Source organism: Prosthecobacter sp., from assembly GCF_044222565.1.
In the GTDB taxonomy this organism is placed as follows: Bacteria; Verrucomicrobiota; Verrucomicrobiia; order Verrucomicrobiales; family Verrucomicrobiaceae; genus Prosthecobacter.
Genome location: NZ_JBGANA010000002.1, coordinates 39,492 through 64,123, shown reverse-complemented (window position 1 = coordinate 64,123; position 24,632 = coordinate 39,492). Strand labels below are relative to the sequence as shown.

General features: G+C 60.5%; 22 protein-coding genes. 9 read left to right on the top strand and 13 right to left on the bottom strand.

Features of this window, described 5'->3' with window-relative positions:
- Positions 1-71 precede the first annotated feature (71 nt).
- Positions 72-1,292: a serine/threonine protein kinase gene (locus ACILSR_RS02610; protein ID WP_395748167.1), complete on the top strand. Its 1,221-nt coding sequence runs from the start codon at positions 72-74 to the stop codon at positions 1,290-1,292.
- A 94-nt stretch (positions 1,293-1,386) separates the two neighbouring features.
- Here ACILSR_RS02610 and ACILSR_RS02605 read toward each other — a convergent pair whose 3' ends face one another.
- Positions 1,387-2,634 (bottom strand): di-heme oxidoredictase family protein, encoded by a 1,248-nt coding sequence (locus ACILSR_RS02605; RefSeq protein WP_395748166.1) that lies wholly within the window; start codon positions 2,632-2,634, stop codon positions 1,387-1,389.
- 111 nt (positions 2,635-2,745) lie between these two features.
- Between ACILSR_RS02605 and ACILSR_RS02600 the strand changes: the two genes are divergently transcribed.
- The gene (locus tag ACILSR_RS02600) at positions 2,746-3,105 is read left to right on the top strand and encodes a DUF3147 family protein (protein ID WP_395748165.1); all 360 of its coding nucleotides are present in this window, start codon (positions 2,746-2,748) and stop codon (positions 3,103-3,105) included.
- 56 nt (positions 3,106-3,161) lie between these two features.
- Positions 3,162-4,268, top strand: coding sequence for a Gfo/Idh/MocA family protein (locus tag ACILSR_RS02595; protein ID WP_395748164.1), 1,107 nt, complete (start codon positions 3,162-3,164; stop codon positions 4,266-4,268).
- A 351-nt stretch (positions 4,269-4,619) separates the two neighbouring features.
- Here ACILSR_RS02595 and ACILSR_RS02590 read toward each other — a convergent pair whose 3' ends face one another.
- Positions 4,620-5,477 carry a sugar phosphate isomerase/epimerase family protein gene (locus tag ACILSR_RS02590; RefSeq protein ID WP_395748163.1) on the bottom strand — a complete coding sequence of 286 codons (858 nt, stop codon included), beginning with the start codon at positions 5,475-5,477 and terminating at the stop codon, positions 4,620-4,622.
- A 79-nt stretch (positions 5,478-5,556) separates the two neighbouring features.
- Positions 5,557-7,086, bottom strand: a complete 1,530-nt coding sequence (locus ACILSR_RS02585) for an SIS domain-containing protein (RefSeq protein ID WP_395748162.1) — start codon at positions 7,084-7,086, stop codon at positions 5,557-5,559.
- Positions 7,087-7,322: 236 nt separating this feature from the next.
- Between ACILSR_RS02585 and ACILSR_RS02580 the strand changes: the two genes are divergently transcribed.
- From ACILSR_RS02580 to menD, 3 genes are all read left to right on the top strand, one after another.
- Entirely contained in the window at positions 7,323-7,526 is a 204-nt protein-coding gene (locus tag ACILSR_RS02580) for a hypothetical protein (RefSeq protein WP_395748161.1), read from the top strand.
- Between the two features lie 82 nt (positions 7,527-7,608).
- The gene (locus ACILSR_RS02575) at positions 7,609-8,628 is read left to right on the top strand and encodes a chorismate-binding protein (protein ID WP_395748160.1); all 1,020 of its coding nucleotides are present in this window, start codon (positions 7,609-7,611) and stop codon (positions 8,626-8,628) included.
- The gene (gene menD / locus ACILSR_RS02570; protein ID WP_395748159.1) at positions 8,625-10,109 is read left to right on the top strand and encodes a 2-succinyl-5-enolpyruvyl-6-hydroxy-3-cyclohexene-1-carboxylic-acid synthase; all 1,485 of its coding nucleotides are present in this window, start codon (positions 8,625-8,627) and stop codon (positions 10,107-10,109) included. Before ACILSR_RS02575 ends, menD begins: the two co-directional genes overlap by 4 nt.
- On the opposite strand, the gene dhaL is transcribed toward menD, so the two are convergent.
- From dhaL to ACILSR_RS02535, 7 genes are all read right to left on the bottom strand, one after another.
- A complete protein-coding gene (gene dhaL / locus ACILSR_RS02565) occupies positions 10,096-10,734 on the bottom strand; it encodes a dihydroxyacetone kinase subunit DhaL (RefSeq protein WP_395748158.1) in 639 nt (212 codons plus the stop codon). The two genes, menD and dhaL, sit on opposite strands and share 14 nt — an antisense overlap.
- A gap of 60 nt (positions 10,735-10,794) precedes the next feature.
- A complete protein-coding gene (locus ACILSR_RS02560; RefSeq protein WP_395748157.1) occupies positions 10,795-11,748 on the bottom strand; it encodes a hypothetical protein in 954 nt (317 codons plus the stop codon).
- A gap of 213 nt (positions 11,749-11,961) precedes the next feature.
- Positions 11,962-12,324: a Crp/Fnr family transcriptional regulator gene (locus tag ACILSR_RS02555; RefSeq protein ID WP_395748156.1), complete on the bottom strand. Its 363-nt coding sequence runs from the start codon at positions 12,322-12,324 to the stop codon at positions 11,962-11,964.
- A 14-nt stretch (positions 12,325-12,338) separates the two neighbouring features.
- Positions 12,339-13,352 (bottom strand): dihydroxyacetone kinase subunit DhaK, encoded by a 1,014-nt coding sequence (locus ACILSR_RS02550; protein ID WP_395748155.1) that lies wholly within the window; start codon positions 13,350-13,352, stop codon positions 12,339-12,341.
- 60 nt (positions 13,353-13,412) lie between these two features.
- A complete protein-coding gene (locus tag ACILSR_RS02545; RefSeq protein WP_395748154.1) occupies positions 13,413-13,973 on the bottom strand; it encodes a YraN family protein in 561 nt (186 codons plus the stop codon).
- Positions 13,970-14,587 carry a ribonuclease HII gene (locus tag ACILSR_RS02540; protein WP_395748153.1) on the bottom strand — a complete coding sequence of 206 codons (618 nt, stop codon included), beginning with the start codon at positions 14,585-14,587 and terminating at the stop codon, positions 13,970-13,972. Before ACILSR_RS02540 ends, ACILSR_RS02545 begins: the two co-directional genes overlap by 4 nt.
- 43 nt (positions 14,588-14,630) lie before the next feature.
- Positions 14,631-15,506 (bottom strand): hypothetical protein, encoded by an 876-nt coding sequence (locus ACILSR_RS02535; RefSeq protein WP_395748152.1) that lies wholly within the window; start codon positions 15,504-15,506, stop codon positions 14,631-14,633.
- A gap of 171 nt (positions 15,507-15,677) precedes the next feature.
- Between ACILSR_RS02535 and ACILSR_RS02530 the strand changes: the two genes are divergently transcribed.
- Together ACILSR_RS02530 and ACILSR_RS02525 are read left to right on the top strand one after the other, a co-directional pair.
- Positions 15,678-16,550: an alpha/beta hydrolase gene (locus ACILSR_RS02530; protein ID WP_395748151.1), complete on the top strand. Its 873-nt coding sequence runs from the start codon at positions 15,678-15,680 to the stop codon at positions 16,548-16,550.
- Between the two features lie 144 nt (positions 16,551-16,694).
- Positions 16,695-19,571, top strand: a complete 2,877-nt coding sequence (locus ACILSR_RS02525; RefSeq protein ID WP_395748150.1) for a M16 family metallopeptidase — start codon at positions 16,695-16,697, stop codon at positions 19,569-19,571.
- Between the two features lie 123 nt (positions 19,572-19,694).
- Here the strand turns inward: ACILSR_RS02525 and thiE are convergent, their stop codons facing one another.
- From thiE to ACILSR_RS02510, 3 genes are read right to left on the bottom strand one after another with little or no spacing between them, the layout of a single operon-like run.
- Positions 19,695-20,327: a thiamine phosphate synthase gene (thiE, locus tag ACILSR_RS02520; protein ID WP_395748149.1), complete on the bottom strand. Its 633-nt coding sequence runs from the start codon at positions 20,325-20,327 to the stop codon at positions 19,695-19,697.
- 52 nt (positions 20,328-20,379) lie between these two features.
- The gene (locus ACILSR_RS02515; RefSeq protein WP_395748148.1) at positions 20,380-20,937 is read right to left on the bottom strand and encodes a hypothetical protein; all 558 of its coding nucleotides are present in this window, start codon (positions 20,935-20,937) and stop codon (positions 20,380-20,382) included.
- Positions 20,937-23,207, bottom strand: coding sequence for a hypothetical protein (locus ACILSR_RS02510; protein WP_395748147.1), 2,271 nt, complete (start codon positions 23,205-23,207; stop codon positions 20,937-20,939). The genes ACILSR_RS02515 and ACILSR_RS02510 overlap by 1 nt, the downstream gene beginning before the upstream one ends.
- Before the next feature lie 140 nt (positions 23,208-23,347).
- Between ACILSR_RS02510 and ACILSR_RS02505 the strand changes: the two genes are divergently transcribed.
- Positions 23,348-24,628: a hypothetical protein gene (locus ACILSR_RS02505; RefSeq protein ID WP_395748146.1), complete on the top strand. Its 1,281-nt coding sequence runs from the start codon at positions 23,348-23,350 to the stop codon at positions 24,626-24,628.
- Positions 24,629-24,632: the final 4 nt, after the last annotated feature.

Sequence of the window (24,632 nt, the reverse complement as noted above, 5' to 3'; positions counted from 1 at the left end):
ACTCTAAACTGCAAACATTGCATGTGGCAAGAAGCTTGCGGTATTCGATGGAACGGGCCAAGCTTCCCGGAATGTCCTCCCGTTTCGAAATCCTGCGTCCTCTCGAAGAAGACACCGCCAGCAAGCTCCTGCTCGTCCGCGACAACAAGCGCGGCGACGAACTCCGCCTGCGCCGTTTCAAAACCAAGAAGCAGGAGGAGATCGACGGCCTCCAGGAGCTTTTCCGCCAGCTTGCCCCCCTGCAGGATCCGCATCTGGACCGCATTATTGACTTCGGTGCAGACAAGGATGGCTTCTATTCCATCGTCGCCGGCCCGTTGCCGGGAAAAACGCTGAGCGAAGTGCTCGAAGGCGGCCCCCTCACTGAAAAGGAGTTTGAAGCCGTGGCCACCCAGCTTCTGGATGTGCTCTCAGTCTTGCATGAGGAGGCCATCGTTCACGGCAGCATCCGCCCGGACTACGTGCGTATCTCGGGAAAATCCGCTGCCGACTGGAATATCACTCTTCATGGTTTCGGCCAGGGCTTCGCCGGTCGGAACGACAGCAAAGAAGAGCAGATCCGCTCCTACCGCTGCACCGCACCCGAGCAGTGGCAGGACGGCACCACGCGCCGCCGCACCGACGTCTATTCCCTCGGCTGCGTTCTTTATGAAGCCCTCACCGCCAGGCCTCCGTTCGATGCCCGCGTGCTGAAAGAACTCCGCGGCAAGCACCTTGGCCACGACCTCGCCCCCCTGCAAAAGCTCGCCTCCCACGTCCCCCCCTGGATGTGCTCCTGGGTCATGTATCTCATGGCCGTGGATCCCGAGCAGCGCCCCCGCAAAGCCGCTGCCGCCCGCGACCTCTTCCAGCGCCGCGAAGCCCCCGCTTTGTCGGAGCCTTCCGCCGCCCGTGCGGAATCCGCGCCCCCCGCTGCCCCGACCGCAACGCCGGCTCCTGTCGCCACGCATCCGCAGACCAATCTCATCCAGCCGCAAATGTCCGCTCCCGTCATGCTGCCCAATCCGCAGCTCGGCGCGCGCAATGCGACCTCCAGCACCATTCCCATCAATCCCGGCCCTCACGTCGCCCCCAGCAAGCCCGCCAAGCGCCCCAGCTCCGTTGTCACTCCCGCCCCGCGCAAAACCCCGGCGCCGCCTCCGGCCAAGTCTCTCGTCCCAGCTGCAAAGAATCTCAAACCCATGATCATTGCCGGAGCATCCGTCCTCCTGCTGCTCGTGACATTCATGATCACCCGCTGCGGCAAAGAGTCCGCGCCCGCCAAGACACCTCCTGCTCAAAAGAAGCGCTGAGCTGGACATTCCTCTTCAGAGCCTCGCCCTCTGCAAAAGAATGAAGCAGGCATTTCTTCCTGCTTCACCCTCTCCAACCTCCTCACACCTCTCCTCAAATCGAATTGAGGAAATCAATCAGTTGCTGCACCTGCTGCTTGGTCAGCTTCAGGTAGCGCTCCTTCGCCACCTTCCCCTCGCCATCGTGCGCCTTGATCGCTTCATCGATCGTCGCCGCACGTCCGTCATGGAGATACGGCGCACTGGCACGCAGTCCCCACAGGGGCGCCGTCTTGATGTCCCGCACATCCGCCGTTCCTTGGGCGATGCCGTCTCCCAGCGTTCCCATGTCATGCAGCAGCAGGTCGGAGAACAGCCACACCTCCTGCCTGTCCAGCGCCAGGATCTTGTTCGGTCCGGTCATCATCAGAGGCACGTGGCACACCGCGCAGCCCGTGTTTTGAAACACGTTTCTTCCCATCCCGGCTGAACTGGTCAGTGGCAGCCGTGGCGGCGCGCCCAGGTAGCGCATGAAATCCGCCACCCTGTCGATGTCTCCCCTGCCCGTCGCCGGATCCACCACATCCTCCGGATCCACCACCGTGTCATACTGCGCCAGCAGTTGCTGGTTGCCGTTCGGTGCGTTCTCCACTGGAAACAGACGGCTCGTGATGCCCATCTCGTTCAGATACGCGTCTCCGGCGAAGCTCAGCAGCGTCGCCTGCTGCGCCTTCCAGCCAAACCGACCGATCAGTGTTTTCCCTGTCGCCGCGTCCGCCACTTTGGAGACCTTCCCCTGCGCACCGTCCAAAGGCGAACGCTTCACATTGCGCAGGATTTGATCATCCGGGATCGCTTCGATCAATCCCAGGCCAAACAGCGGCGTCGAGTTGCGATGCGCCACCACATTCGCCTCAGGCGGCACCACCTCATGCAGCACGGCATTGATCTCCATCTCCTGCTGCAGAGATCCCCCCAGCGACGTCAGCGGATCAAACACCCCGTTCGTCGTCCGGCCAAATCGCGTCACATTGATCGGCCCCGCACCGCCTGTGGCCGGCGCGCTGTGGCACGTCACGCATGAGTTGCGGTTAAAGATCGGCCCCAGTCCGCCAGCCTCGGTTTCCGCATCTTCAAAATCTTCTTTGCCATCCAGAAACACCGCCATCTGCGCCTTCGTCAATCCGGGCAAAGGATCGCCAAACTGCGGGGGCTTCATCGCATTGGGTGGTGCCGCGGGTGCATGCGGCGGATGCTGGGTACGGTGGGACGGATGCCTGGGCGGCTGTTGCGCCGCGGCATAACCCCCGAAGGACCATGCCGCTGCAAACGTTAGATAGGTGGTGAGACGGATCGCTTTCATGACAAGATTGGGTTGCCTGCAGTCACGCTCTTGCGTGATCTCGTTGACCCAAAAAATCCCGCCGCACGGAAATCGTTACCCCTTTGTTTCATCTTTTTTCATTTTTTCATCATGACGCTCAAACTCATCCTCAAGTACCTCCTCAGCGCCGGCATCATCACCCTCGTCAGCGAATTAGTGAAGCGCAGCGACAAGCTCGGCGCCCTCCTCGCCGCGCTTCCCTTCGTCAGCATCATCACACTCCTTTGGGTGCATCATGAAAGCGCCCCCGAGGTGCGCGCGCAAAAGACCGCGGACCACATGTATTACATTTTCTGGTATGTCCTGCCAACCCTGCCCATGTTCCTCCTCTTCCCCGCCTTCCAGCGCTGGTGGGGGTTCTACGGCGCCCTCGGCGGCAGCGCCGTCCTCACCCTCATCCTCTTCGCCCTCCTCCGCACCATCACCGCCCGCTTCGGCCTCATGCTATAAATGCCCTCTCTGAAATCATAAATCAAAAATCGTAAATCATAAATCATAAATCATCAATGAACACCACCCCTCACTGCCGCTGGGGCATCCTCGGCGCCGCCTTCATCGCTCGTAAGAACTGGCAGGCCATCCGCGATGCCGGCAACGCCACTCTTGTCGCCGTCGCCAGTCGCGATCTCTCCCGCGCCCAGGCCTTCATCGACGAATGCCAGTCCAGTGCGCCGCATCCGGTCCTGCCCCAGGCTATGGACGATTACGCCGCACTGCTCGCACGCGCCGACATCGACGCCGTTTACATCCCTCTCCCCACCGGCCTGCGCAAAGAATGGGTCATCCGTGCCGCACAGGCCGGCAAACATGTTCTCGTGGAGAAACCCGTCGGCGTCCATGCCGCTGATGTCGCAGAGATCATCGCCGCCTGTGAAAAGCACCACGTCCAGTTCATGGACGGCGTCATGTTCATGCACGGCCAGCGCCTGAGGCGTCTGCGTTCAGTCATCGATCAAGACGTCGGCCAGGTCCGCCACATCGCCACGCAGTTCAGCTTCAGAGGCGATGACGAATTTCAGCGCAGCAACATCCGCGCTCACGGCCACCTCGAACCTCTCGGCGCCCTTGGCGATCTCGGCTGGTACTGCCTTCGCTTCACCCTCTGGGCCATGAACTACGCCACGCCCGTCCATGTTACCGGTCGCATTCATTCCGAAACTCAGCAGACCTCCGATTCACCACCCGTGCCTCTCGAATTCTCCGGCTCCCTGACCTTCGCCGACGGAGCCAGCGCCTCCTTCTACTGCTCCTTCACGACCAGCAATGCTCAGTGGGCCATCGTCAGTGGCGAAAAAGGCCTCCTCCAAGTTTCAGACTTCGTCCTGCCCTTCTCAGGCCCACAGACCAAGTTCAGCCTTACGCGCTCCCAGTTCGTCCTCGACCGTTGCCAGGCCCACATGCATGAAGGCCGCGAAGTCACCACTCTCGACGAACCCAGCAACAACGCCCCCGGCTCCCAAGAGTCTGGCCTCTTCCGCACCTTCTCCACCCTCGCCCTCTCCGGAAAAATCGACCCCCACTGGCCCCACATCAGCCTCCTCACCCAACGCGTCCTCGACGCCTGCCTCACCTCAGCAAGAGCCAACTCCGAAATGATCCACTTGGACAAGTGAAGCTTCGGCAATTTACAATTCTCAGTTTTCAGTTCCCAGTTTTCCGTTCAGTCCTCGGCACCGCAGCATGACTTGTACCATGCGCAGTTGAATATAGGTCTGAACTTCAGACCGCTGCTGAGGCCGCTGGTATGAATGAAAATGGCAGCTCGGCGGAGCCTTTCGGGACCAGGATGGTCCCGCTCCTGCCAGAGCGTCGCCACGCGCATGCTTTGGAGGAGAGGGATCATCTTGATCCCTCAACGCTGCGCGATCACCCGGCGTCCCGTGTTGCTGCAAGCCCATGATGGACAGGCAGAGAACTGTTCTCAACTGTCTGTAGAACTTGCGCAGGCCCCACCACCGCCTCGATCACAAATCCAGCACCTTGTCCATCCTCTTCGCCACGTCCGCCAGATACTCCCAGTCCCCCGCCTTCACCTCAGCCGCCGCCCATCCGCTGTAATTGATCTTCGCCAGCTCCGCCCGCACCGCAGCCCAGTTGATGCTCCCTTCCCCCAGCGGCTTGTCAAAGCCCTTGCGCATCCCTTCGTTCATGGCCCGCTCCAGATCATACTCCTTCACATCCAGCTTCACGCTGCGTTTCCCCAGCACTTGCGCCCAGTGCTCCGCCACGCCCCAGCGCATCATGTTGCCGATGTCAAAATGCACCTGCACCCAGGGGCTGCCAACCTCATCAATGAACCGCGCCATGTCATAGGCGCTGATGAGAAAGGTGTTCCAAACGTTCTCGATCAAGATGCGCACGCCCTGCTTCTCCGCATGCGGCGCCGCCTCCTTCATGCGCGCCACCGCCGCATCCCAGGTCTTTTGCAGCGGCTGCTCCTGCGGATACGCCAGCACCACCAGCATCGAATCTCCCCCGATCTTCTTCGTCAAATCGATCCCCGCCTCCAGCCCCTCGCTGCGCCCGCCCACCGTCCCGTCAATGATCAGCCCGCTCTCCTTGCTCGCGGCCACCCACTCCTCCGCATTTTCCTCCGTCACATGCCCGAAGAGCAGGCTCGGCTCCACGCCCTCATAGCCGCAGGCCCGCAGCTTTTTAAACGCCTCCACCAGCGTCATGTCCTTCGCCGCCTTCTGCGCCATGCTCCACTTCAGCGACTTGCGGATCTTGCCCGTGAACTGCCCCCCGCTTGCACTCGTGGCTGAGGCCAGCAGTGATGCACTCATTGCCGTGGTATGTTGCAGAAAATGGCGGCGGTTCATGCAATCACGCTGCCAGAAAATCCCCCACACTGTCGAGACATAAATATCCTCTCAATGCCGCGGCCCAGTTCGATCCCGCTTACACCACCACCCCCAAAGCCGCCAGCGTCTTCAGCACAATGGGTTCCCCAGGTTGAAGTTTGTCCCTCTCCTCAAACAACAGCCGCGTCACTTTCTCATACCCCGGCAACTTTCCCGTGCGACGTTGCGCCAGCAGGCGCACATAGCGCACCGCACGGTCAATGAGCTTGTTGTTGCTCGGCTTCACATACGTCATGAGGTTGTCCAGATACCTTCCCAGGCGGCCCATCACGAGCGTGGAGTGCATGTTGATCAGCATCTTGAGCATCAGATGCGCTTGGAATTCGTGTATGCCCGTCAGGTCGATCCGCTCCTTCAGCCCGTCAAACTCCCACACCATCTCCCCCGCCCCGCCTCCGATATTGAACAGAAGATGCTCGGCCTCTTGCGTTCGCACACGACGGCGTTCGGTCAGTTGCGCAGAGAAATCATAAGACGCCAGCACCTCCGCTCCTGCCACATGCCGCACATCCGGCCACTCCAGAGTACGCGGCTCCCTGCGCAGCAGCGCATTCCACGCCGCATGCGCTTCCGGCTGCTCAGGCATCAGAAAATGGCACCACGACGCCTGCGCCGCCCGATCATCCTGCTTTTCAAACGGCAGCAGGCTGAAGGTCGGCGCACGCTCCGTCGTATCCGTCACCACCGTGATGCCATAGTGTGGGCTCGTATAAAACACAAAGGCTCCGCGCTCATATACCGCCGCCTCATGCTCGACAAACGGCACCATAAACTGCCCGTCACAATGCGCCGCATGCCGCAGCATCTGCAGCACCTCAGCAGGTGCGTTTTCAGGATCATGCTGATGCATGAACGCAAAGCCGATGGCCGCCATCAGCACCGTGCTCGCCTGCATCCGTGTACTTCCGGAGACTGCCATTGCCCCCACGGACAGGTTCAGCTTGTGGATCGCAGGATTTTCAATCACCCGCTTGGACCGCGCCGCCACCCTGATCAGCTGTTCGTCCGGATTGCAATACAGAAACCACGGGTGGTTCCGCGAGATCTCCGCCGCACGCTCCGCCGCACCAATCACAAACGGCGTCTCGCCGCCCTCCGTCGTCGCCAGCAGCAGATCCCCATCCTCAAAACCCAGCTCCTCCAGCTGCCGCGCTCCATACTCCGGATGATCCTCAAAAGTCTCGATCGCCTTGATCAGCGCCAGATCACCACCGGCCATGAACGCCACCACACGCTCAGGATCGGCCACAGGCAGCACTCCCATCCGGCAGAAGACCTCGATGCTCAGGGACAGCCGCCCCGTGGCACCGCAACCACAGAGAAACACCCGCCGGCCAGCCGCCAGTGTGGCCGCGATCGTTCGCGCCAGGTCCGCCAGCGGTGCGGACTTCGCCGCAAATTCGCGCAGCGCCATCACATCCACCTGATGCATCAGCTTGATCGCTTCACCCACATCCGTTTTCGCCATCTGCGACAACGAGGTGGTGAACGGGTGCTGCGCCTCCGTATCCAGCGCTCCGAGCTGATAGTCGGTCGCCACCTTCAGAAATTCGTCCGCGGCATTCATGCGATAAGGATTCGACTGAAGTAAGTCGCTGGATGTTCACATGTGACGCTTTTGCTCATAGACTCAAAAATAATCACGCCCCCCTCAAACCGAGCCACGTAGCAAATTCGGAGCCATTCGCTCCCCACGAAACGCACATTCGGCGCAAAACTGTCATTAAGTCCGGCAGCACTCTCCAGGAAAGAGTGTTCCGATCAAAACCGCTTTTCACCAGCAGGGCTTACGCGACCTGCCTCTTGAGCATCACTGTTTGCTTGCTTTCAGAAATCACCGCCATCATTGAAAACCAAACGGCAGGCACCGATGCTGTGATCAAGGCACCGCATTGGATCAATCACTTCATAACGCAGGGAAAGCTCGTATTCCCAATATTGAGAATGTATCGAGATCCGGACGTCGGCGGCAAAGGAAATCACTCCACTTTTCAAACTTCATGGTGAAGTCAGCGCAGCCTTTCACACTCCGCACCACTTTCCCATCTTGCACCCTGCGGCCTTCGTTTCACTATGCATGGAAACTCGCATGATGGAATTCGCATTGTTCAGGCTGCCCGATGGGCGGGCATGGCTGGGAGAAGGCCCCTTCACCGCGCTGGCCTCCGCGCCGGCAGCGGGAGGTGCCTTCTATGTCAATGACTTCGACCTCAAGGACTCCAAGCCCTGGAAAGTCCCTGCGCGGCTGCATCAGATCACGGCTGAAAACCTCGCTTCCACCCTCCACTTCAATGGCGCTCAGAAGCCCCAGATCCAGTGGGCCAAGCCCGCCACCGAGTGGTTTAAGATGGCTTTCCGCCGCATCCGCCGTGAGGTCCTCTCCAAGCGCATCGAAAAAATGGTCCCCGTCCTCACAGAGGTCGGCACGCTGACCGCAGGCGATCCAAAGCTCCTTCTCAGTTCCGTCATGCGCGCCCCCGCAAACATGTGGGGCTACGCACACGTGCAGGACGGCGGTGGCTTCCTCGGCGCCACCCCCGAGCTGCTCTTCAAGGTCCACGGCCAGCACCTTGAAACGATGGCCCTGGCAGGCACCGCCAAACCCGGCAATCAGGACGCCTTCCTCACCGACGTGAAAGAGATCGAGGAGCACGAAATCGTCGTGCGCTACCTCACTCAGCAGCTGCAGGCTCTCGGCACAGTTACCCGCGATCCCCGCACCCTTTGCCAGACCTCCGGCCTCGTGCATTTCCAGTCAAAATTGAGCGTGCAGTTAAAAGACGCCGCCGATCCCGCCCAGCTCGTCCCTCTCCTCCATCCCACCCCTGCGGTCGGCTGCCTGCCACGCGATGCCGAAGCCCTGGAAAAACTGCGCGAATACCGCCAGCAGCTCAAGGTCCCCGGCTTCTTCGGCGCCCCCTTTGGCTTCGCCGAAGCCGGTGGCACCACGCACATCATTGTCGCCATTCGCGGCATCTGCTGGCAGGGAGATCAGATCAGCCTTCCTTCCGGCTGCGGCATTGTCGGCGGCAGCGCTTTCGACCACGAGTGGCGCGAGTTGCGCCTCAAGCGCGAAGCCGTGCTGCGCCTTCTGGCCCTTCAATCATGACGCAGGCCCAGCTCATCCATCAGACCCTCCACACCCTCGCCTACCTCGGCGTGCGTGAGGTCTGTGTCGCCGCCGGCGCTCGCAATGCCCCGCTGGTCTCATGCCTGCTCGCCAGCTCCAACGTCAAGATTTGGAACTTCTTTGAAGAACGCAGCGCCGCCTTCTTCGCCCTCGGCCGCATCATGGCAGACCGCCAGCCCGTCGCAGTTCTGACCACGTCCGGCACCGCCGCTGCGGAGCTCCTGCCTGCCACCATCGAAGCACACTATCAAAATCTGCCGCTGATCCTCGTCACGGCAGACCGCCCCAAAAGCTACCGTGGCAGCGGCGCCCCCCAGGCCATCGAGCAGGCTGGTTTGTTCGGCGTCTATGCCACCATCGTCGGCGACTGGGATGCCAAGGACGAATCCCCCCATGAAGGCCACTGCTCGGACGGCCCCATGCATCTCAACGTCTGCCTCGATGAGCCGCTGGACACCAATGTGTCCGGCATCGATTTTTCCAGCGCCACCATGCCAGCCACCCCGGAGGAGGCACCGTCCTTTGAGCTGCAGTGCGACCTCGTCCTCGCCGCCGGCCTGTCCCCTGCGGATGCCACCGTCGTCGCCCCCATCCTTGCCGCCCTTGGCGCTCCCATCATCGCCGAGGCCACCGCCAATCTGCATGGCTTCCCCGAGTTGCAGCCTCTGCTCATCCCTGGCGGTGAGCAGGCACTGCAGTCCGCGCGTCCCTCCCACGTCCTGCGCATCGGCGCCGTGCCCTCGTGGCGCTGGTGGCGGGATCTCGAATCCCTGACAAAGGTCAAAGTCACCCACATCACCCGCACGGGCTTCAGCGGCCTCGCCCGCACCGAAAACGTTCAGACGCTCCCCTGGGCTTGCATTCACAGCATCCAGCTCTCCCCTCTAGAAACCACCTGCGGCATCCTGCGTTTCGAGCCGGACTTGAACAAATTTCCCCAATCTGAGCCCGCCTGGGTCGGCAAGATCGCCAGCATCATTCCCGCAGGTTCCCGCGTCTTTCTCGGCAACAGCCTCCCCATCCGCGAATTCAATCTCGTCCTGCAATCCGCCAAACCCGGTGTCGAGTTCTTCTCCAATCGTGGCGCCAACGGCATCGACGGCCTCACCTCCACCTTTCTCGGCACCAGCGCCATGCACAAAGGCGAGTCCTGGCTCATCCTCGGAGATCTCAGCGCTCTTTACGATCTCGCCGCGCCGTGGATCATCTCTCAGCTAGATCACCCGCGCTTGCGCATTGTCATCATCAACAACGGCGGCGGCAAAGTCATCGAAAACCGCCATACCATGAGCTTCGAGCCTTGGGCACAGCTCTGGGGCATGGAGTATCACCTGACCGAGGACGTCAGTGACCTCGAAGACCTCCTGCCCATGCCCATCGTCATCGAAATCCGTCCCGATGCTTTGGAAACGGAAGCCTTCTGGAAAGACTGGCAGCGCCCGGTGATCAGGCCACGATGAAGTCGCGGAATGCCGTGATGATCACCACCACCGAGCACGCGCCGGCGTCTGGAAAACCAATGCACGCCTCGCCCAGCGTCTTCGCCCGGCCAAACTTCGCCACCATCGCCTTGCTCGCTTCCTTGCCCGCCTCCGCCGCAGCGGCCACCGCAGTAGCGGCCTCGGGCAGAGTCTGACCCGCCACCTCGGCCGCTTTCACGGCAGCCGGCTCCATCGCATCCACACAAGTCTTGTCGCCCACCGCAGCACCTCCGCGCTGCTTCACACCATCCACACCCGCCTGGAGAAACGCCGCGAGTCCCGCCGCATCAAAAGCTTCCTTGCCATTGAGCGCCTTCCCGCCATTGCGGAAAAAGGTGCCAAAGATCGCGCCGCTCGCGCCGCCCATGCTGCTCATCATCGCCATGCCCACGGTCGAAAACGCCTTCTCAATGCTCTCCACCTCAGGCGTCGCATTCAGCTTCTCGATCGCCGCGCGCATCCCGCGCTCCATTCCCATGCCATGGTCTCCATCCCCCAGATCACGGTCCGCCTGGGACAGCATCGGCTCCGCCGCGATGATGCGCTCGCAGGCGAGAATGAGCATGGCTTTGACTTCGTCTTTGGAAAGGTTGGCTTTGGACATGGGACCGCGATTGTTGGCGCACGCGCGAGGATGTCAAACGCGCAATCCGCCTCCGCCGCCTCATTTGCGCTTCTTCTCCACCGGCTGGGACAGCTTTCGGACGGCATCCTCGGAGCCTGTCACACGCACCCGAATGCGCTTCATCAACGGTAGCACCTCATCAATGGGTTTGCCGTTGACGGTATCATTAAAGGCCGCCGCCGGAATGCCCGTCAGCTTCTCAAAAAGATAAAGCTCGGCCTCTTCAAAGCCACCCATGTCGTCACCGCTCGGGCGCTGCCCGGGTTTCCAATCCACCTTGACCGTGGCGTACGCTTTTTGAGTCTCCCCATCATCCTTGGGTGTGGCGATCATCTCTTTGATTTCAAATCCCTCACGATGGTAAATCCTCAGCACAATGTCTGAGTCATCCCGTGTGACCTGCCAATAATCGTTCTCCGGATCATAGGCGTCGTCATGCCACGTAGCCACATGCACCGGCAGTCCTTTCTCCCACCTGTGGTAGTTGGTCTCTCCCCACCAGGATTTCCGCTTCGAGTCTCTAAAGGTGAGAAAGTAACCTGCACGCGCCTGCGGAGGATACCTCGACGAAAAAACATCCAACAGCTTCGGCAGAGCTTCTCCCTTGCTTAATTTGATGATGGCGTATCCGAGGCTGTACCCGTCATCATTAAAATTGACAAGAAGTTCCGGCACGCGATCTCCATCCAGATCCACCAGCTTGTAGGGATTTTCGGGCGGTTTGGGATGGATGTTATAATACTCAGGGAAATCCTCCTCTTCTCTCCCCTTTGGAATCCAGACAGGCACGACATTCCAGATGGAAAGTATCTCCCACTTTCCTTCGGCCCGCGCCGCCAGCGCCAGTCCTGCCAGCCCACTTGCTTCCACAAAAGCTAGGCTCCGCCCATCCGCGAAGCAGTCTCCAATCAAAACAGCGTAACCATCGCACACTTGAAATTCGACGCCCTTGGCTGCAGCAGGCAACCTCGCTTTACCCAAAGCATCCATCACCTGCACCTCCACCCCTTGGCGATCTCCCGCAGAAAGAGGAGGCATGGGTCGAGGAAACCACTGCCCCCTCACAGCCGTCCCAAACAAGAGACAGCATGCGGCATAAATCCATCCACGCAAAGGCATGCAGGCATTCCACCATTAACGCGCCCTGATGGCAAGCACCAAGCAAACATCGTCTATGTGTTCTGATAAATCTCCCGCCTCGCCAATCTACCCCTCAGCCCTCTTGTCCGCCCTCCGCAGCCGGTCCGCCATCCCCTTCATCACGTGCAGCGCAAACTGCGGCATCTCATCCACCATGAACAGGAAGTGATGCCGGTTCACCGGCAGCAGCTTGCAATCACTCCTTGCCACCGCGTCCGCCGAACGCAGGGAGTCCTCGATGAGCGAGATCTCGCCAAAGAATCCCTCCGGTCCCACGGTTTCCACAATTTTGCCGTTCAGCACGATGTCCACCTCCCCGCTTTGCACCACATACATCTCCCCGGACTCGTCGCCTTTGCTGAAAATCGGCGTCCCTTGCAGGACGGTCCGCACATTGGCTGGGCTGGCAAAGATCTCGGGGAGTTTCATGGTGTTCAGGAAGGTTACAGTTTGGTGTACCCCACGCTTTCGCAGGGCATGTCCCAAAGTTTTTTCAGCTCCGCATCCAGCTTGGTGATGCTGAAGCTCACGCCCGCCATTTCCTGGCAGGTGACGATGTTGTCCACGATCGTCTGGTGAATCTTGATGCCGCGTGCATCAAGGATCGGCTTCGCACCCCGCAGCAAAATAAGCAGCTCCATCATGTGCGTGGAGCCCAGGCTGTTGATGAAAAACACGATCTCATCTCCCGCTCCCAGCGCCAGATCATCGGCAAACAGCAGATCAAGAATCTTCGCCGCCAGTTCATCGGCGGTGCACATCGGGATCAGGCCCACTCCTTTTTCTCCGTGAATCCCCATGCCGAGGCCGATCACGTCGTCCGCCAGTTCAAACGTCGGCTTGCCCGTCGCAGGAATGCTGCCCGGTTTCGTGGACACGCCAACCGTGCGCGTGTTGTCACAGGCCTTCTGTGCGATGCGCGCCAGCTCATCCAGAGAGTCCACCGTCTGCGCTGCCGCACCTGCGATCTTCGTGATCGGCACCAGCCCTGCCACACCGCGGCGGTTGCGCTTCATGTCCGGAGGCGCAGAGCACACATCATCAGCGATGATGACGGTTTTCACAGTGATGCCCTCGTCCGCGGCCAGTTCCGCACCGATGTCAAAGTTCATCACGTCTCCGGCGTAGTTGCCGTACAGAAACAATACGCCCTTGCCACGGTTCACCGCCTGCGCGGCTTCCAGCACGATGTCCGGCGGCGGTGCCGCAAAGATCTCGCCCACCGCGGCCCCATCCGCCATGCCCTTGCCCACCAGACCGTGGTAGATCGGCTCATGACCAGCACCACCACCCACCAGCAGCGCCGGTGCGTCCGGACGCAGGTCGTTCATTACGATCGAGCGCGTGCCCACGCGGCGCGCTTTGCCATCATAGGCCAGCACGAGTCCTTCAAAAAGCTCGTCGGCGCACTTCAGCGGGTCGTTGATGATTTTCTTGGCAGGATTGGCGTGGCTCATGGTGTGATCTTAAAAGGGTTGGGAAAAGAGCCGCCAGTTTTACGGAGTGCACCGAGGCTGTCAAAGCCGATTGCCAGCCTCTCCGCCCCCTCGGCGCCCCGCCATGGAGGAGTCCGGCATTTGAAACGCATTCTCAATGACGTGGATCTTCGGCCTCTCCCCCTCGATCAGCAGCACCTCGGCGATGTCGAAACGAAACTTGATGCTCGGGTTTCCCAGCAGTCGCAGCCAGTCCATCGCTCCACGCTGGATGAGGCGCTGCTTGTCCGGCCCCACCGCATCCGCCGGCCGTCCGAAGGCGCTGCTGGTGCGCGACTTCACCTCCACAAAGGTCAGCACGTCCTTGTGCCTCGCCACGATGTCCACCTCGCCCCGGTTCGGCCCGCGGTAGTTGCGGTACAGCACCTTCCGGCCATGCTTGGACAGCCAGCGCGCGGCAAGGTGCTCTCCGATGTTGCCGATCTCGTTGCGCCCCATCCTTCGGCCGGCAAGACGGCGCTTGAACAAGGCCTGCCGCCGCGCCCTCCACCAAATCGCCACCGTCCGCAGCCTCACATCCCCCGTCACGCGCCGCCGCAGCCAGCGCCACCACACTGCTGACCGCCCTCTGCGCCGCCTCATATCAGATCCAGCTCGAGTTGCGCCACCGGTCCGAAGCTGCGTCGATGATGCGGACACGGACCATGCAGCTTCAAAGCCGCCAGATGCCCCGGCGTAGGGTACCCTTTGTGAATTTCAAATCCATACTGGGGGTGCTTCCGCGCCATCTCCACCATCAACCGGTCCCGCGTCACCTTCGCGATGATGCTCGCCGCCGCAATGGAATAGCTCAGGCTGTCCCCCTTAACCAAAGCAACGTGATGCAACGGAAAGCGCTTCACCGGCTTCCCGTCGATCAGCGCCGCATCCGGTGCCGGGCTCAGCCCCAGCGCGGCACGTCGCATCCCCTCCCATGTGGCTTGCAAGATATTGATGCGGTCGATTTCATCCGGCTCGATGCTCACACAGTGCCAGCGGATGCGCACATCCCCGGTGATCTCCTCATACAGGCGTTCGCGTTTCACTTCACTGAGCTGCTTGGAATCATTCAGCACCTCGTGCTCGAAATCATCAGGCAGCACCACCGCAGCCACACACACCGGCCCCGCCAGCGGCCCCCGCCCTGCCTCATCAATCCCAGCCACAATCCGAAAGCCCGCGGCCCTCAGCTGGTTTTCATGGTCAATCGTTGGCATGATAAAAAACAGAGAACAGAGAACAACGAACACGTAACAATAATCACGGCTTCACATCGATCGGCAAAGTCACCTTCGCAGGCGCGCCGCCGTCAGGAGCCTCCCACCGCAGCACCTCGGTCCCAGGACTGCCAGGATCTTTGGAGATCGTGTACACACGCAGCTTCAGCGAGGCCTTCTCACCCTCCGGCCTTTGCACCGGTTTGATGTTCAGCGTGATCTCATTGTGCCCCTTCACCAGCCCGCCGATGAGGATCTGCTGATCCAGCGCATCCACCGCAGGATCATACTTGGTCCCGTTCATGGTGATGGTCGTTTCATATCCGAAGCTCTGCAGTTTGTAGCCCGCTTTAAAGTCAGGCACACGGCACAGCGGCGGCAGTGTTGGCACGCTGCCCGGCGGAGTGTATTCAGGGCTGTCGAGAAAGTCCGGGCGCTTTCCCGCACGCAGTTCCTTCAGCACATCGGGCGCTCCATCCAGCCGGGAGATGCGGTTGCTGTCGTATTTCCACACACCTTTCTCTCGGAAAAATTTCAGCTTCAGCAGGTTCTCTTTCACCAGCTCCTTGTCCTGCCCCAGATCCACCTTGCCAAAATACACCAGGTGCGCCGTGTCTCCCGCCGCCTGCGCCTCCAGCAGCCGCAGCCCGTTCAGCACGGGTGGTTGCACCTCGGACGCAAACACAGCATCCGGAAACGGCAGGCGCTCGCTTACCACTGAATTACGGATCACCGTCTGCCGGTAAAGGCTGATGCTCGACGCCCATGCGTTGGCATCTTTGCGCAGCATCGCATCTCTCCACTTGAGGTACGCTTTCTCCAGAGCCACCCGCAGTTCGCCATCACCCTCCTGCCCAAACGCAGGCAAGCCGATGAAAAAGAGGGCGGATCCGAGGAAAAACAGAAGGATTTGGCGCATGGCGGGCACTCTAAAATGAAGAACAAGGCCAAGTTTCACTCAAAAACAACCGCTCATCATCATTTTATGATTAGCATCCCGGTAAATTTGCTGTGATAGTTTTTATTCAGAGTAAAACCATTTGCCGATTTGGTGATTCTGGCAAACGTCAACTTTTCTTTCCCCCCACACATGGAGTCACACAGCGAAGGTCAGCCCAGAACACCCCCGATTGATCGCAATCGGGAGTTGCTGAAGACCGCCCGAGAAGAAATCTACAAGACCGTCGGTGGTGTGAACCTCTCGGCCTACATTTGGGAACCCGAAATGGACAAGGCTCCAGCGTACCCAAAATCGGTCGCAGCTTTCTTCTTCAGCAGTGGCTGGGACAATGGCCAAGTCGCGCAGTTCGCTCCCCATTGCGTCTATTTCGCTTCGCGTGGCATGACCACCATTTGCTTTGATTACCGCGTCGCCACTCGTCATGGCACCGGCCCCGTCGAAGCCATGGCAGATGCCCGTTCTGCCATCCGCTGGATCCGCATGAACGCCGTCGAGCTCGGCATCAATCCTGGCAAGATCGTCGGCGTCGGCGGCTCCGGTGGCGGCCACGCCATTGCTTCCTCCGCCATCCTCAGCGGTTTTGACGATCCCTCGGACGCGCTCGATTGCAGCCCGGCTCCAAACGCCATCGTCCTGTTCAATCCGGTGATGGACACCTATTCCAAGTACGCCTTCGGTCGCGACCGCTGGCCGGACCAGGCCACCTGCAAGGCTGCGGACCTCATCCGCGCCATCCGCCCCGGACTGCCGCCCATGCTCATCATGCACGGCACCGCGGACCGTGTCGTTCCCTTTGACGGCTCTTATGAGTTCGCCCGCAAATCCAGCAAGAAGAAGAATCTCTGCCGCCTGATCGAGTTCGAAGGCCAGGGCCACGGCTTCTTCAATTTCAACCTCTCTTTCGAGATGTATGAGGCCACCCTCATGGCCATGGACGAGCTCTTCGTCGAACTCGGCTTCCTTGAGCCCGACCCCGAAGCGGGCCTGGGCAAAGTCGAATAGCCCGCGGACAGCGGGAATGCTCCAGTCCAAAATCCCAATGACGAATTTCCGCTCCCACGCCGTTTCGTCATTGGAATACTTGTGCATTCTCCAGCCGTTTTGATCCCGTCATCCGTTTACAGTTCCAACCACTGCCGCACCACCATGCTCCGCTCTCTCCTTCTCGCAGCCCTCGTCTCCACCGCGCATGCCGCCACCTGGCCGCAGGACAGCAGCGATCTCAAGCCTGACCCCAAGGCCGAGTTCGGCCAGCTTTCGAATGGCGTCCGCTACGTCATCCTCCCGCATGATGAGCCGCCCGGTCGCGCCAGCATCCGCCTTTACATGGATGTCGGCTCCCTCATGGAGCAGGACGACCAGCAGGGCATGGCCCACTACCTTGAGCACATGGCCTTCAATGGCTCCCGTCATTTCAAAGGCGGCGAGATGGTCGAGTACTTCCAGCGCCTCGGCATGGGCTTCGGCGGAGACACCAATGCCCACACCTCCTTCAAGGAGACCGTGTACATGCTCGAGCTTCCCAAGATTGACCCGAGCTACATTGCCGAAGGCCTCCAGCTTTTCCGCGATGACCTTGACGGCATGCTGCTCAACGAAAACGAGATCGACAAGGAGCGCGGCATCATCCTCAGCGAAAAACTGAGCCGAGACTCCATCGACTACCGCACCATGAAGGCCGGCTACAAGTTCGCCATGCCTGAGTCCATTCTCCCGGACCGCATGCCCATCGGCACGGAGGAAATGATCAAATCCATGAAGCGCCCGCGCTTTGTGGAATTCTACGAAAAGTACTACACTCCCAAACGCGCCACCATCGTTGCCGTCGGCGATTTCAAAGACACCACCGCCCTCAAAGCCGAGATCGAAAAGCACTTCGTTGATGCCAAGCCAAAGCACGGCGATGCCGAAGACCCAAATCTCGGCAAGGTCACCTCCGGCTACGGCATCATCGCCAAGCTCCACACCGAAATGCAGGCAGAGGCCCTCACCATCTCCGTGGAAATACCCCGCCAAGCCAAGAACAAGCCCGACAACTCCGCCTCCCGCCGCGAAAAAACCATCCGCGATCTCGCTGACATGATGATCAATCAGCGTCTCTCCAAACTCGCCAAGGCCGAAGGCGCCCCCTTCATCAATGCTGAAAGCTACAGCTACGAATACCTTGAGTTCGTCAGCGTGAACGGCATTCAGGCCCAGTGCGATCCCAAGAACTGGAAGCCCACCCTCACCCTGCTCGAAACCGAACTTCGCCGCGCCATCCAGCACGGCTTCACTGAGGCCGAATTCGAAGAGGCCAAAGCCACCGTTCTCAAAGGTGCCAAGCTCCGCGCTGACCAGGCAGACAGCCGTAAGTCTCGCGATCTCGCCAGCGGCCTCGTCAGCATCATCGCCAGCAAGAAAGTCTTCACCCATCCCGCCGACGACCTCGCCCGTATTTCCACCGTCCTTGCCAGCCTCAAAAAGGAAGACAGCCACGCCGCACTCGTGGAAGACTGGAAGGGCGATGACGTGCAGCTCTTCATGGGCGGTAATCTCAAGCTCGAAGGCGATGCCGCCGCACAGATCATCGAAACCTTCAAGGCCAGCCGTGCCCAGCCCGTGGCCGCTCCGGAAAAGGAAGAAGCCGCCATCTTCGCCTACACGGGCTTCGGCGCTCCCGGCAAAGTTGCCACCCGCTCCGAGGCCAAGGACCTCGAAATCTTCCAGGCCGTCTTTGAAAACAAAGTGCGCTTCAACTTCAAGCACACCGAGTTCGAAAAAGGCACCATTCGTGTGCTCGTCAATTTCGGCGGCGGCAAGCTCAGCACTCCCGCGAACAAGCCCGGCATCATCCCCTTCGCCCAGAGCACCTTCCAGCTCGGTGGCCTGGAAAAACACGGTGTCGATGACATCCGCCGCATCTTCGCCAGCCGCACCGTCGGCAGCGATTTCTCCGTCGGTGACGAAGCCTTCCTGCTCAGCGGCCGCACCACCCCGGCGGATCTCGACGCCCAGCTCCAGCTCCTCACCGCCTACCTCGTCGCCCCCGGTTACCGTGAAGAAGCCGCACGTCAGTTTGAGAAGAGCATCGATCCTCTCTACACCCAGCTCAAGCACACCGCCGAAGGCGTCATGAACAACGAGGTCGTCTCCTTCATGCACTCCGGAGATCCCCGCTGGGGCTTCCCGAAAGAGGAAGAACTTCGCAAGCGCACCCTCGCCGAAGTCAAAGCCTGGCTCACCCCCGCCCTGACGCAGGACTATCTCGAAGTCTCTGTACTCGGAGACATCGATGCCGAAACCGCCCTCGCCGCCGTCGCCAAAACCCTCGGTGCCCTGCCCGCCCGTGCCGACAAAAAACCCGCTTACGCTAAGGAGCGCGCTGTCGAATTCCCGAAGGCTCCGGCCAGCGAGACTTTCAGCTTCGACACAGAGATCCCCAAGGCCATCGCCACCATTTACTGGCCTACCGCGGACATGAGCAACATCCAGCGCACCCGCCGCCTCACCGTCCTCGGCTCCGTCCTCGATGACCGCCTGCGCATCAAGGTCCGCGAAGAACTCGGAGACACCTACAGCCCCGCCTGCTACCACGTGGCCAATGACACCTTCACTGGCTACGGCTACATGACCACCATGATCGAGTGCAAGCCAGAGCTCGCCACATCTCTCACAAAACTCGTCACCGAAATCGGCGACAAGCTCTCCGCCGGCCCCATCACTGACGATGAATTCGACCGCGCCATGAAGCCCATGCTCACCCAGCTTGAGCAGATGCGCCGTGACAACCGCTACTGGTCCATGAACGTCCTCCGCTGCTCCCAGGAGCATCCCGAGCGCCTCGACTGGGCCCGCACCTTTGTCACCGACTTCTCCGGCATCAAAAAAGAAGAGCTCGAGGCCCTCGCCAAAGAATACCTGCCCGCCGCCCGCGCCGTCAGCGCCGGCATCATCCCCATCACAAAAAAGGAAGATTCCAAAGAACAGCCCAAGGCAGAGGCCAAAGCCCCAGCCAAAGCGAAGAAAAAGTCCAAGAAGTAACCGCCTCCTCCACCCATCCCCCCTACTATCAACCAGCCCGCACATCTCCTGTGCGGGCTGTTTTTTTTCTGATCGTGATACAGGCAGCCTGCCTGCGGTTCGGAAATCCCAAAAAGCCCCCCATCATTCATCATTCATCAGCCTCCCCCTCAGCTTCCTCACCTCTCCTTCCACATCCCCCGCCATCAAAAACGCCGAAACCACCACCACCCGCCTCGCCCCCGCGGCCACGATCTCATCCAGCCGCTCCGCATTCACCCCGCCGATGCAAAAAATCGGCAGCGCCACCCGCCGGTGCACTTCCGCCACATCTTCCAGGCCAATCGGCACATAGTCCGGCTTCGTCCCCGTCGCATAAAGCGGCCCAAAGCCAATGTAGTCCGCCCCTTCCGCCTGCGCCGCCACCGCCTGCGCCAGACTGTGCGTCGATTTGCCAACAAAGCACTCCGGCCCCACCACCGCACGCGCCTTCGCCACCGCATCGTCATCCTGCCCCACGTGCACCCCCTCGCTGCCCACCGCCGCGGCGATCTCCAGATGATCATTGATCACCAGCGGCACCCCATGCCCTCGCGTAATCGGCAGCATCAGCCTCGCCAGCCTCTCGATCTCCGGCTTGCCCATCCTCTTCGCCCGCAGCTGCAGCACATCCACACCACCCGCACACAGTCGATCCGTCATGTGTTCGACGTTTTCCGCCGTGACATAACCAAGGTCAACAATCCCGTAGAGCCGTGCGTCCTGAATGCGTTTCATCCCCACCCGATGCCCGCTCTGCCGCCCAAGCGCAAGCCCGCGTATCTCCCGCCTACTTCTTCAGCCTTTTCAGGCAAGTCGGCTCGGACCAGTTCCAAAACTGCGGCTCCAGCAGCTTCGCATAATTCGCCGTCGTGGATTCCAGATGACTGTGCGCCCCGTCCTTGTCCGGCTTCACCACGCCTTTCAGCTGCCCAGCCTTGATCGCCGCCGCGACCGCGTCGTGGTCGATCATCCAGCTGTACAGCACGCCTTCTTCTGCTTCACGCATCAGAAACAGCGACGCTCCCGCCCTCTTCCCCCCGCGCTCCCGCGCCACTGCGAACAGCAGCTTCACCTTCTCGCCCGCCACTGCGCGCCGGAGTTTAAACTCAATGGGCTTGTCATCCTTCTTTCCCGGTTCGCTCACCACCATCACACCTGCCGCCGTATCCACGACCGTGAACTTCATTTCGTCGTCATCGTTCACTGCTTCCCACGCGCCGTCCCAGTCCTTCGCGTTCAGCACCGCAGGCTTGAGTCCGAAGTCATCATCCACCGTCGTCTCCGGACAAGCCGTCAGCAGACTGGCAAGAAAGGCGGCGGCAAGGCCGCGAAAAAACGTTTTCATCAGGGTCGTGTCGGTGCAGGAGGATTGACTGGCGGGGCCAGTTGATCTCGCAACCCGCCAGTACCTGGCGGCAGCGTGAGAGACACCCCGCGCCCGCGTTGTTCGTCGTTGTCCACAGGAGGCGCCACCGCAGGCGGTGCCGGGGCCGGTGCCACCGGAATGGCCTTCGGCACACTCGGCTCCACCACCACACCAGCCTTGGGCGGAACGGCAGAAGCCTTCAAAGGCGCCACCGCATCCACCGGTGCGGGCGGGTGCTTCTTCTGCCAGAGCGCAGAACCGGAAAGATGCGCACACATCGCTCCCAGCACCATCGATCCGCTCAGAAACACCGCCGCCTTCAGCCAGATCGGCACCACTTCCCGCGCAATCAGGTGCGCAGGCAGCGTCGGCGGCGCACTCGCGGCCGCCCGGGCCCAGTCCGGTGCTTCAGGGGGCGAGGGCTCCCCGCCGTTTCGGAACAGCAGTTCAGCAAAACCGATCGTCGGTTCATCGCCACTCGTTGCACCGCCCGAAGTCAGGGCGATGGGCGACCTCACAGACTCAGAGCCAAGCGGAGCCACAAGCTCGCGCTTCACACCCGTCTTCGTCACCGGAATCGTTCTCGCACGCGCCTTCACGCCCAGCTCCACCACAGGCTCCACTGCCACCGCTCGCACAGGCTCGCTCGGTTTCGCCAGATCATAGTGTTGAATGATCCGCGCATACCTCGCCAGAAAATCACTTCGTTGCGAAGGCTTGGACTCAGCCACTTTCGCGATCTCATCATCCAGCAGTCGCGCCACCGTCTCCCGTTCCCGCGCGCCACCTTCCGGCTCCGCGTTCACTCCCAGGGGAGTTTCGAGTCCCAGCAAAAATTTGCACAGCGCCGCCAGCCACCCGCCATGCCACACCGTCGTGCTGCTCCCTTTTGCTGGGGGCAGCAGCACCGCTGGGTCCGTTCCACGCCCGGACATCGAGGCCAGCGTCGGATGCGCCCTTACGATCAGGTTAAACGCAGGCCACTCATTCAGCTTGGACACCAGCAGCTTCGTGCTGCGCGAGTCCTCACGCGCAAAACCCGTCAGCAGAAAAATATCCTCCAGCCTCAGCTTGCTCACCGGCAGCGTGGAGTTGTCCAGTTGCGTCAGCGCCGTGTCCAGCCCCGCCAGCACCAGATAGGCCTCCTGCACATCCAGGTAATGCCTCTCGCGCATCACCTCCCCCAAGCTGATGCCCTCCGCCACTTCTTCGGCCAGGCACGTGATGTCATCAGACTCGTTCACCAGCGCCAGTGTGATCAGGCTCGGGTTGTCACGCTGCTTCGTGATCTTGTAAGCCGCGCCGTCCACCTCCTTCACCCGCGCATTCGAGATGCGTGACGGCGGCACCTGCTCGATCAGCACGCTGCGCCCCGTTTTTGTCAGCGTGCCTCGCATGCTGTAGGGGTTCGCCATGTCCAGCCGCTGGCTTTGAATGCGCACCAGATTCACCAGTCCGCGTGCTACTTCCTGGTAGCTCGCCAGCAGCGGCGCCAGCAGTGCCCGCGGCTTCTGCGTCGTGGGAATTTCCCCGGAAAGCTGCTCAGGCGCCAGCTTTTTCAAGCCAGCGCGCAGTTCGCGCATCGCTGCTATCACGCCCACTCCCGCACTTGAAAGGCACGCATTCAGCAGCTCCGCAAAATCCGCCGCCACCAGCATGTGGTCCGGCAGCGTCCCCCCCTGCTCCACCAGAAACGTCCGCAAAAACTTCGCCTGCTTTTCAAAGCTCGTCTTCAGCGCTCTCTTCTTGCCCGCGCTGTTGTCGATCACTCGGAAATCCGCCGCCAGCACCTGCACCGTCTGCGGCGCAGTCTGCACCACTCTCAGGCTGTCCAGAGGCGACTCCGTCAGATACTCCCCCCGCTCGCAAACCGCCACCGCAGTCTCCAGCGCACGGCAGGCGATCATGATCGCCAGCCAGCCCGGAATGTCATTTTGCCGCGCCAGATACGGCCGCAGCGTTTCTCCATCCACATTGCTCGTGATGTAAAACGGGTTCCCCTCGTCCTCGCCAAACTCGATCATCCGCGCCAGCGCCGGATGCCCGCGCTTTTGCAGCCCCTTGCACGCCTCCTCAAACCCCGCCCGGTTCGCCAGCGGTTCCAGCAGCACATGGCAGTGCACATACTCCATCCGCTCCAGATCAAACGCCAGCACGGCCACCTGCTCGGAATTGCGGACCAGCTCGACGTTGTTGCCGTCGGCGTCCTGAACGATTTGATAGTGCCTGAATTGACTCGGCTCCGACATAGGGGGCTCTAATGGGGGGGAAAGATTCGCAGACTATCCTGCCAAGCGGCAGATGTTCAAGCCAGCGTTTACACCCCGCTAAAGAACAATTGCCGTGCCTAAGCTTGCCTGAAATGGGCGTTATGCGCAAATATTTCGCTATGCATCGCCTGCCCCCCCTCCTCACGGTCCTGGCACTGATTTTTCATCTCACCTCCCACGCCCAGGAACCTGCAAGGGAGGACTCGCCGCCCAAAATCCGTGTTTCCCTGCTGAAGGAGGCACCCGTCATTGATCCCGCACGCCAGGCAGAACTGATCACCTGGCTCTCCACTTTTCAGGAGACAATCTACCGCATGCGCATTCGCGACTACCTGCAGGTGGTGGACTGGGACGCCCTGATCGAGGCCAGCCTCGCCGGTGAAGACACCCAGCCCTCGGATGCCACCAAGCTCAAAATGAAACGAGGTCTCATCCTCACCAACGAACGCATGTTTCCCGTCATCCGTCCCGTCTTCCAGTTCCAGGATGCCGAAATCCGCCGCATCGATCTCGACGGTGACAAGGCGTTGATCATCGCGCGAGTTCATGATGAGGATAATGCGGAAAGCAAAGTGCGCTGGTGGCTGCGCCGCCGTGGCGAGAAGTGGATGCTCACCGATTTCGAAAACATCAGTGTCAGCATTCGTCTCTCCTCCGCCTTGCAGATGGGCATGCAGGCCGCCGCTTCCAAGGAGGGCCTCAAGATGGAAAACTCGGCGAAATTTGCCCAAATGGGCATCGCCCTGCAGGATGGTGATCTCGACAAGGCTTTGTCACTCGTCAAGGAGCTGGAAGCCGTCAAGCTCCCCGCTGTGCTGGGCGAAGTGTTTCTATTGTCCAAGGTGGCTGTTCTGTCCCAGTTCGATGACAAAAAGGAGGAACTCGACAAAGCCCTCACCGATCTGGAAAAAATCGCTCCGACCTCTCCAGTGCTCCTCATGATGCGCACCGCCTTCTGCTACGAAGCAGAGGACTACAAAAACACGGTCGCCTGGGGTAGGAAACTCGGTGCTTCCATCGGCCACGATGAAGACACCTGGTCGATGATGGCAGATGCCTTCATTGAACTTAAGGAGGGCAATGAACTCCTGGCCACCGCCGAAGGCTGGGCCGCCGATTATCCCAACTCCGTCGAGGCCCTGTGGACGCTTTGGGGGGCGCTGCCCGAAGACCAGCGCGAAGCCAGAATCAAGCCGCTCCTCGAACAGATCACCCCGGCGGAAGAACCTCTGACGGAGTTCGCCACCAATGCCAGCGTTGAAGAAGACGCCGCCGCTTTCAAGCTCGTGCTCAGCGTCATGCAGTCACGCAAACTCCCGCCGGACACAGTGAAGGAATACCAGTCCGAATACCAGGAGCTGCTGGATGCCCAGAAAAAGGCTTCCAAGGACAAAAAGTAACACG

Bases quoted from the DNA above. Each gene is read 5' to 3' on its own strand.
- ACILSR_RS02610 (WP_395748167.1), top strand. From the start codon at position 72: ATGTCCTCCCGTTTCGAAATCCTGCGTCCTCTCGAAGAAGACACCGCC.
- ACILSR_RS02605 (WP_395748166.1), bottom strand. From the start codon at position 2,634: ATGAAAGCGATCCGTCTCACCACCTATCTAACGTTTGCAGCGGCATGG.
- ACILSR_RS02600 (WP_395748165.1), top strand. From the start codon at position 2,746: ATGACGCTCAAACTCATCCTCAAGTACCTCCTCAGCGCCGGCATCATC.
- ACILSR_RS02595 (WP_395748164.1), top strand. From the start codon at position 3,162: ATGAACACCACCCCTCACTGCCGCTGGGGCATCCTCGGCGCCGCCTTC.
- ACILSR_RS02590 (WP_395748163.1), bottom strand. From the start codon at position 5,477: ATGAACCGCCGCCATTTTCTGCAACATACCACGGCAATGAGTGCATCA.
- ACILSR_RS02585 (WP_395748162.1), bottom strand. From the start codon at position 7,086: ATGAATGCCGCGGACGAATTTCTGAAGGTGGCGACCGACTATCAGCTC.
- ACILSR_RS02575 (WP_395748160.1), top strand. From the start codon at position 7,609: ATGATGGAATTCGCATTGTTCAGGCTGCCCGATGGGCGGGCATGGCTG.
- menD (WP_395748159.1), top strand. From the start codon at position 8,625: ATGACGCAGGCCCAGCTCATCCATCAGACCCTCCACACCCTCGCCTAC.
- dhaL (WP_395748158.1), bottom strand. From the start codon at position 10,734: ATGTCCAAAGCCAACCTTTCCAAAGACGAAGTCAAAGCCATGCTCATT.
- ACILSR_RS02555 (WP_395748156.1), bottom strand. From the start codon at position 12,324: ATGAAACTCCCCGAGATCTTTGCCAGCCCAGCCAATGTGCGGACCGTC.
- ACILSR_RS02550 (WP_395748155.1), bottom strand. From the start codon at position 13,352: ATGAGCCACGCCAATCCTGCCAAGAAAATCATCAACGACCCGCTGAAG.
- ACILSR_RS02545 (WP_395748154.1), bottom strand. From the start codon at position 13,973: ATGAGGCGGCGCAGAGGGCGGTCAGCAGTGTGGTGGCGCTGGCTGCGG.
- ACILSR_RS02540 (WP_395748153.1), bottom strand. From the start codon at position 14,587: ATGCCAACGATTGACCATGAAAACCAGCTGAGGGCCGCGGGCTTTCGG.
- ACILSR_RS02535 (WP_395748152.1), bottom strand. From the start codon at position 15,506: ATGCGCCAAATCCTTCTGTTTTTCCTCGGATCCGCCCTCTTTTTCATC.
- ACILSR_RS02530 (WP_395748151.1), top strand. From the start codon at position 15,678: ATGGAGTCACACAGCGAAGGTCAGCCCAGAACACCCCCGATTGATCGC.
- ACILSR_RS02525 (WP_395748150.1), top strand. From the start codon at position 16,695: ATGCTCCGCTCTCTCCTTCTCGCAGCCCTCGTCTCCACCGCGCATGCC.
- thiE (WP_395748149.1), bottom strand. From the start codon at position 20,327: ATGAAACGCATTCAGGACGCACGGCTCTACGGGATTGTTGACCTTGGT.
- ACILSR_RS02515 (WP_395748148.1), bottom strand. From the start codon at position 20,937: ATGAAAACGTTTTTTCGCGGCCTTGCCGCCGCCTTTCTTGCCAGTCTG.
- ACILSR_RS02510 (WP_395748147.1), bottom strand. From the start codon at position 23,207: ATGTCGGAGCCGAGTCAATTCAGGCACTATCAAATCGTTCAGGACGCC.
- ACILSR_RS02505 (WP_395748146.1), top strand. From the start codon at position 23,348: ATGCATCGCCTGCCCCCCCTCCTCACGGTCCTGGCACTGATTTTTCAT.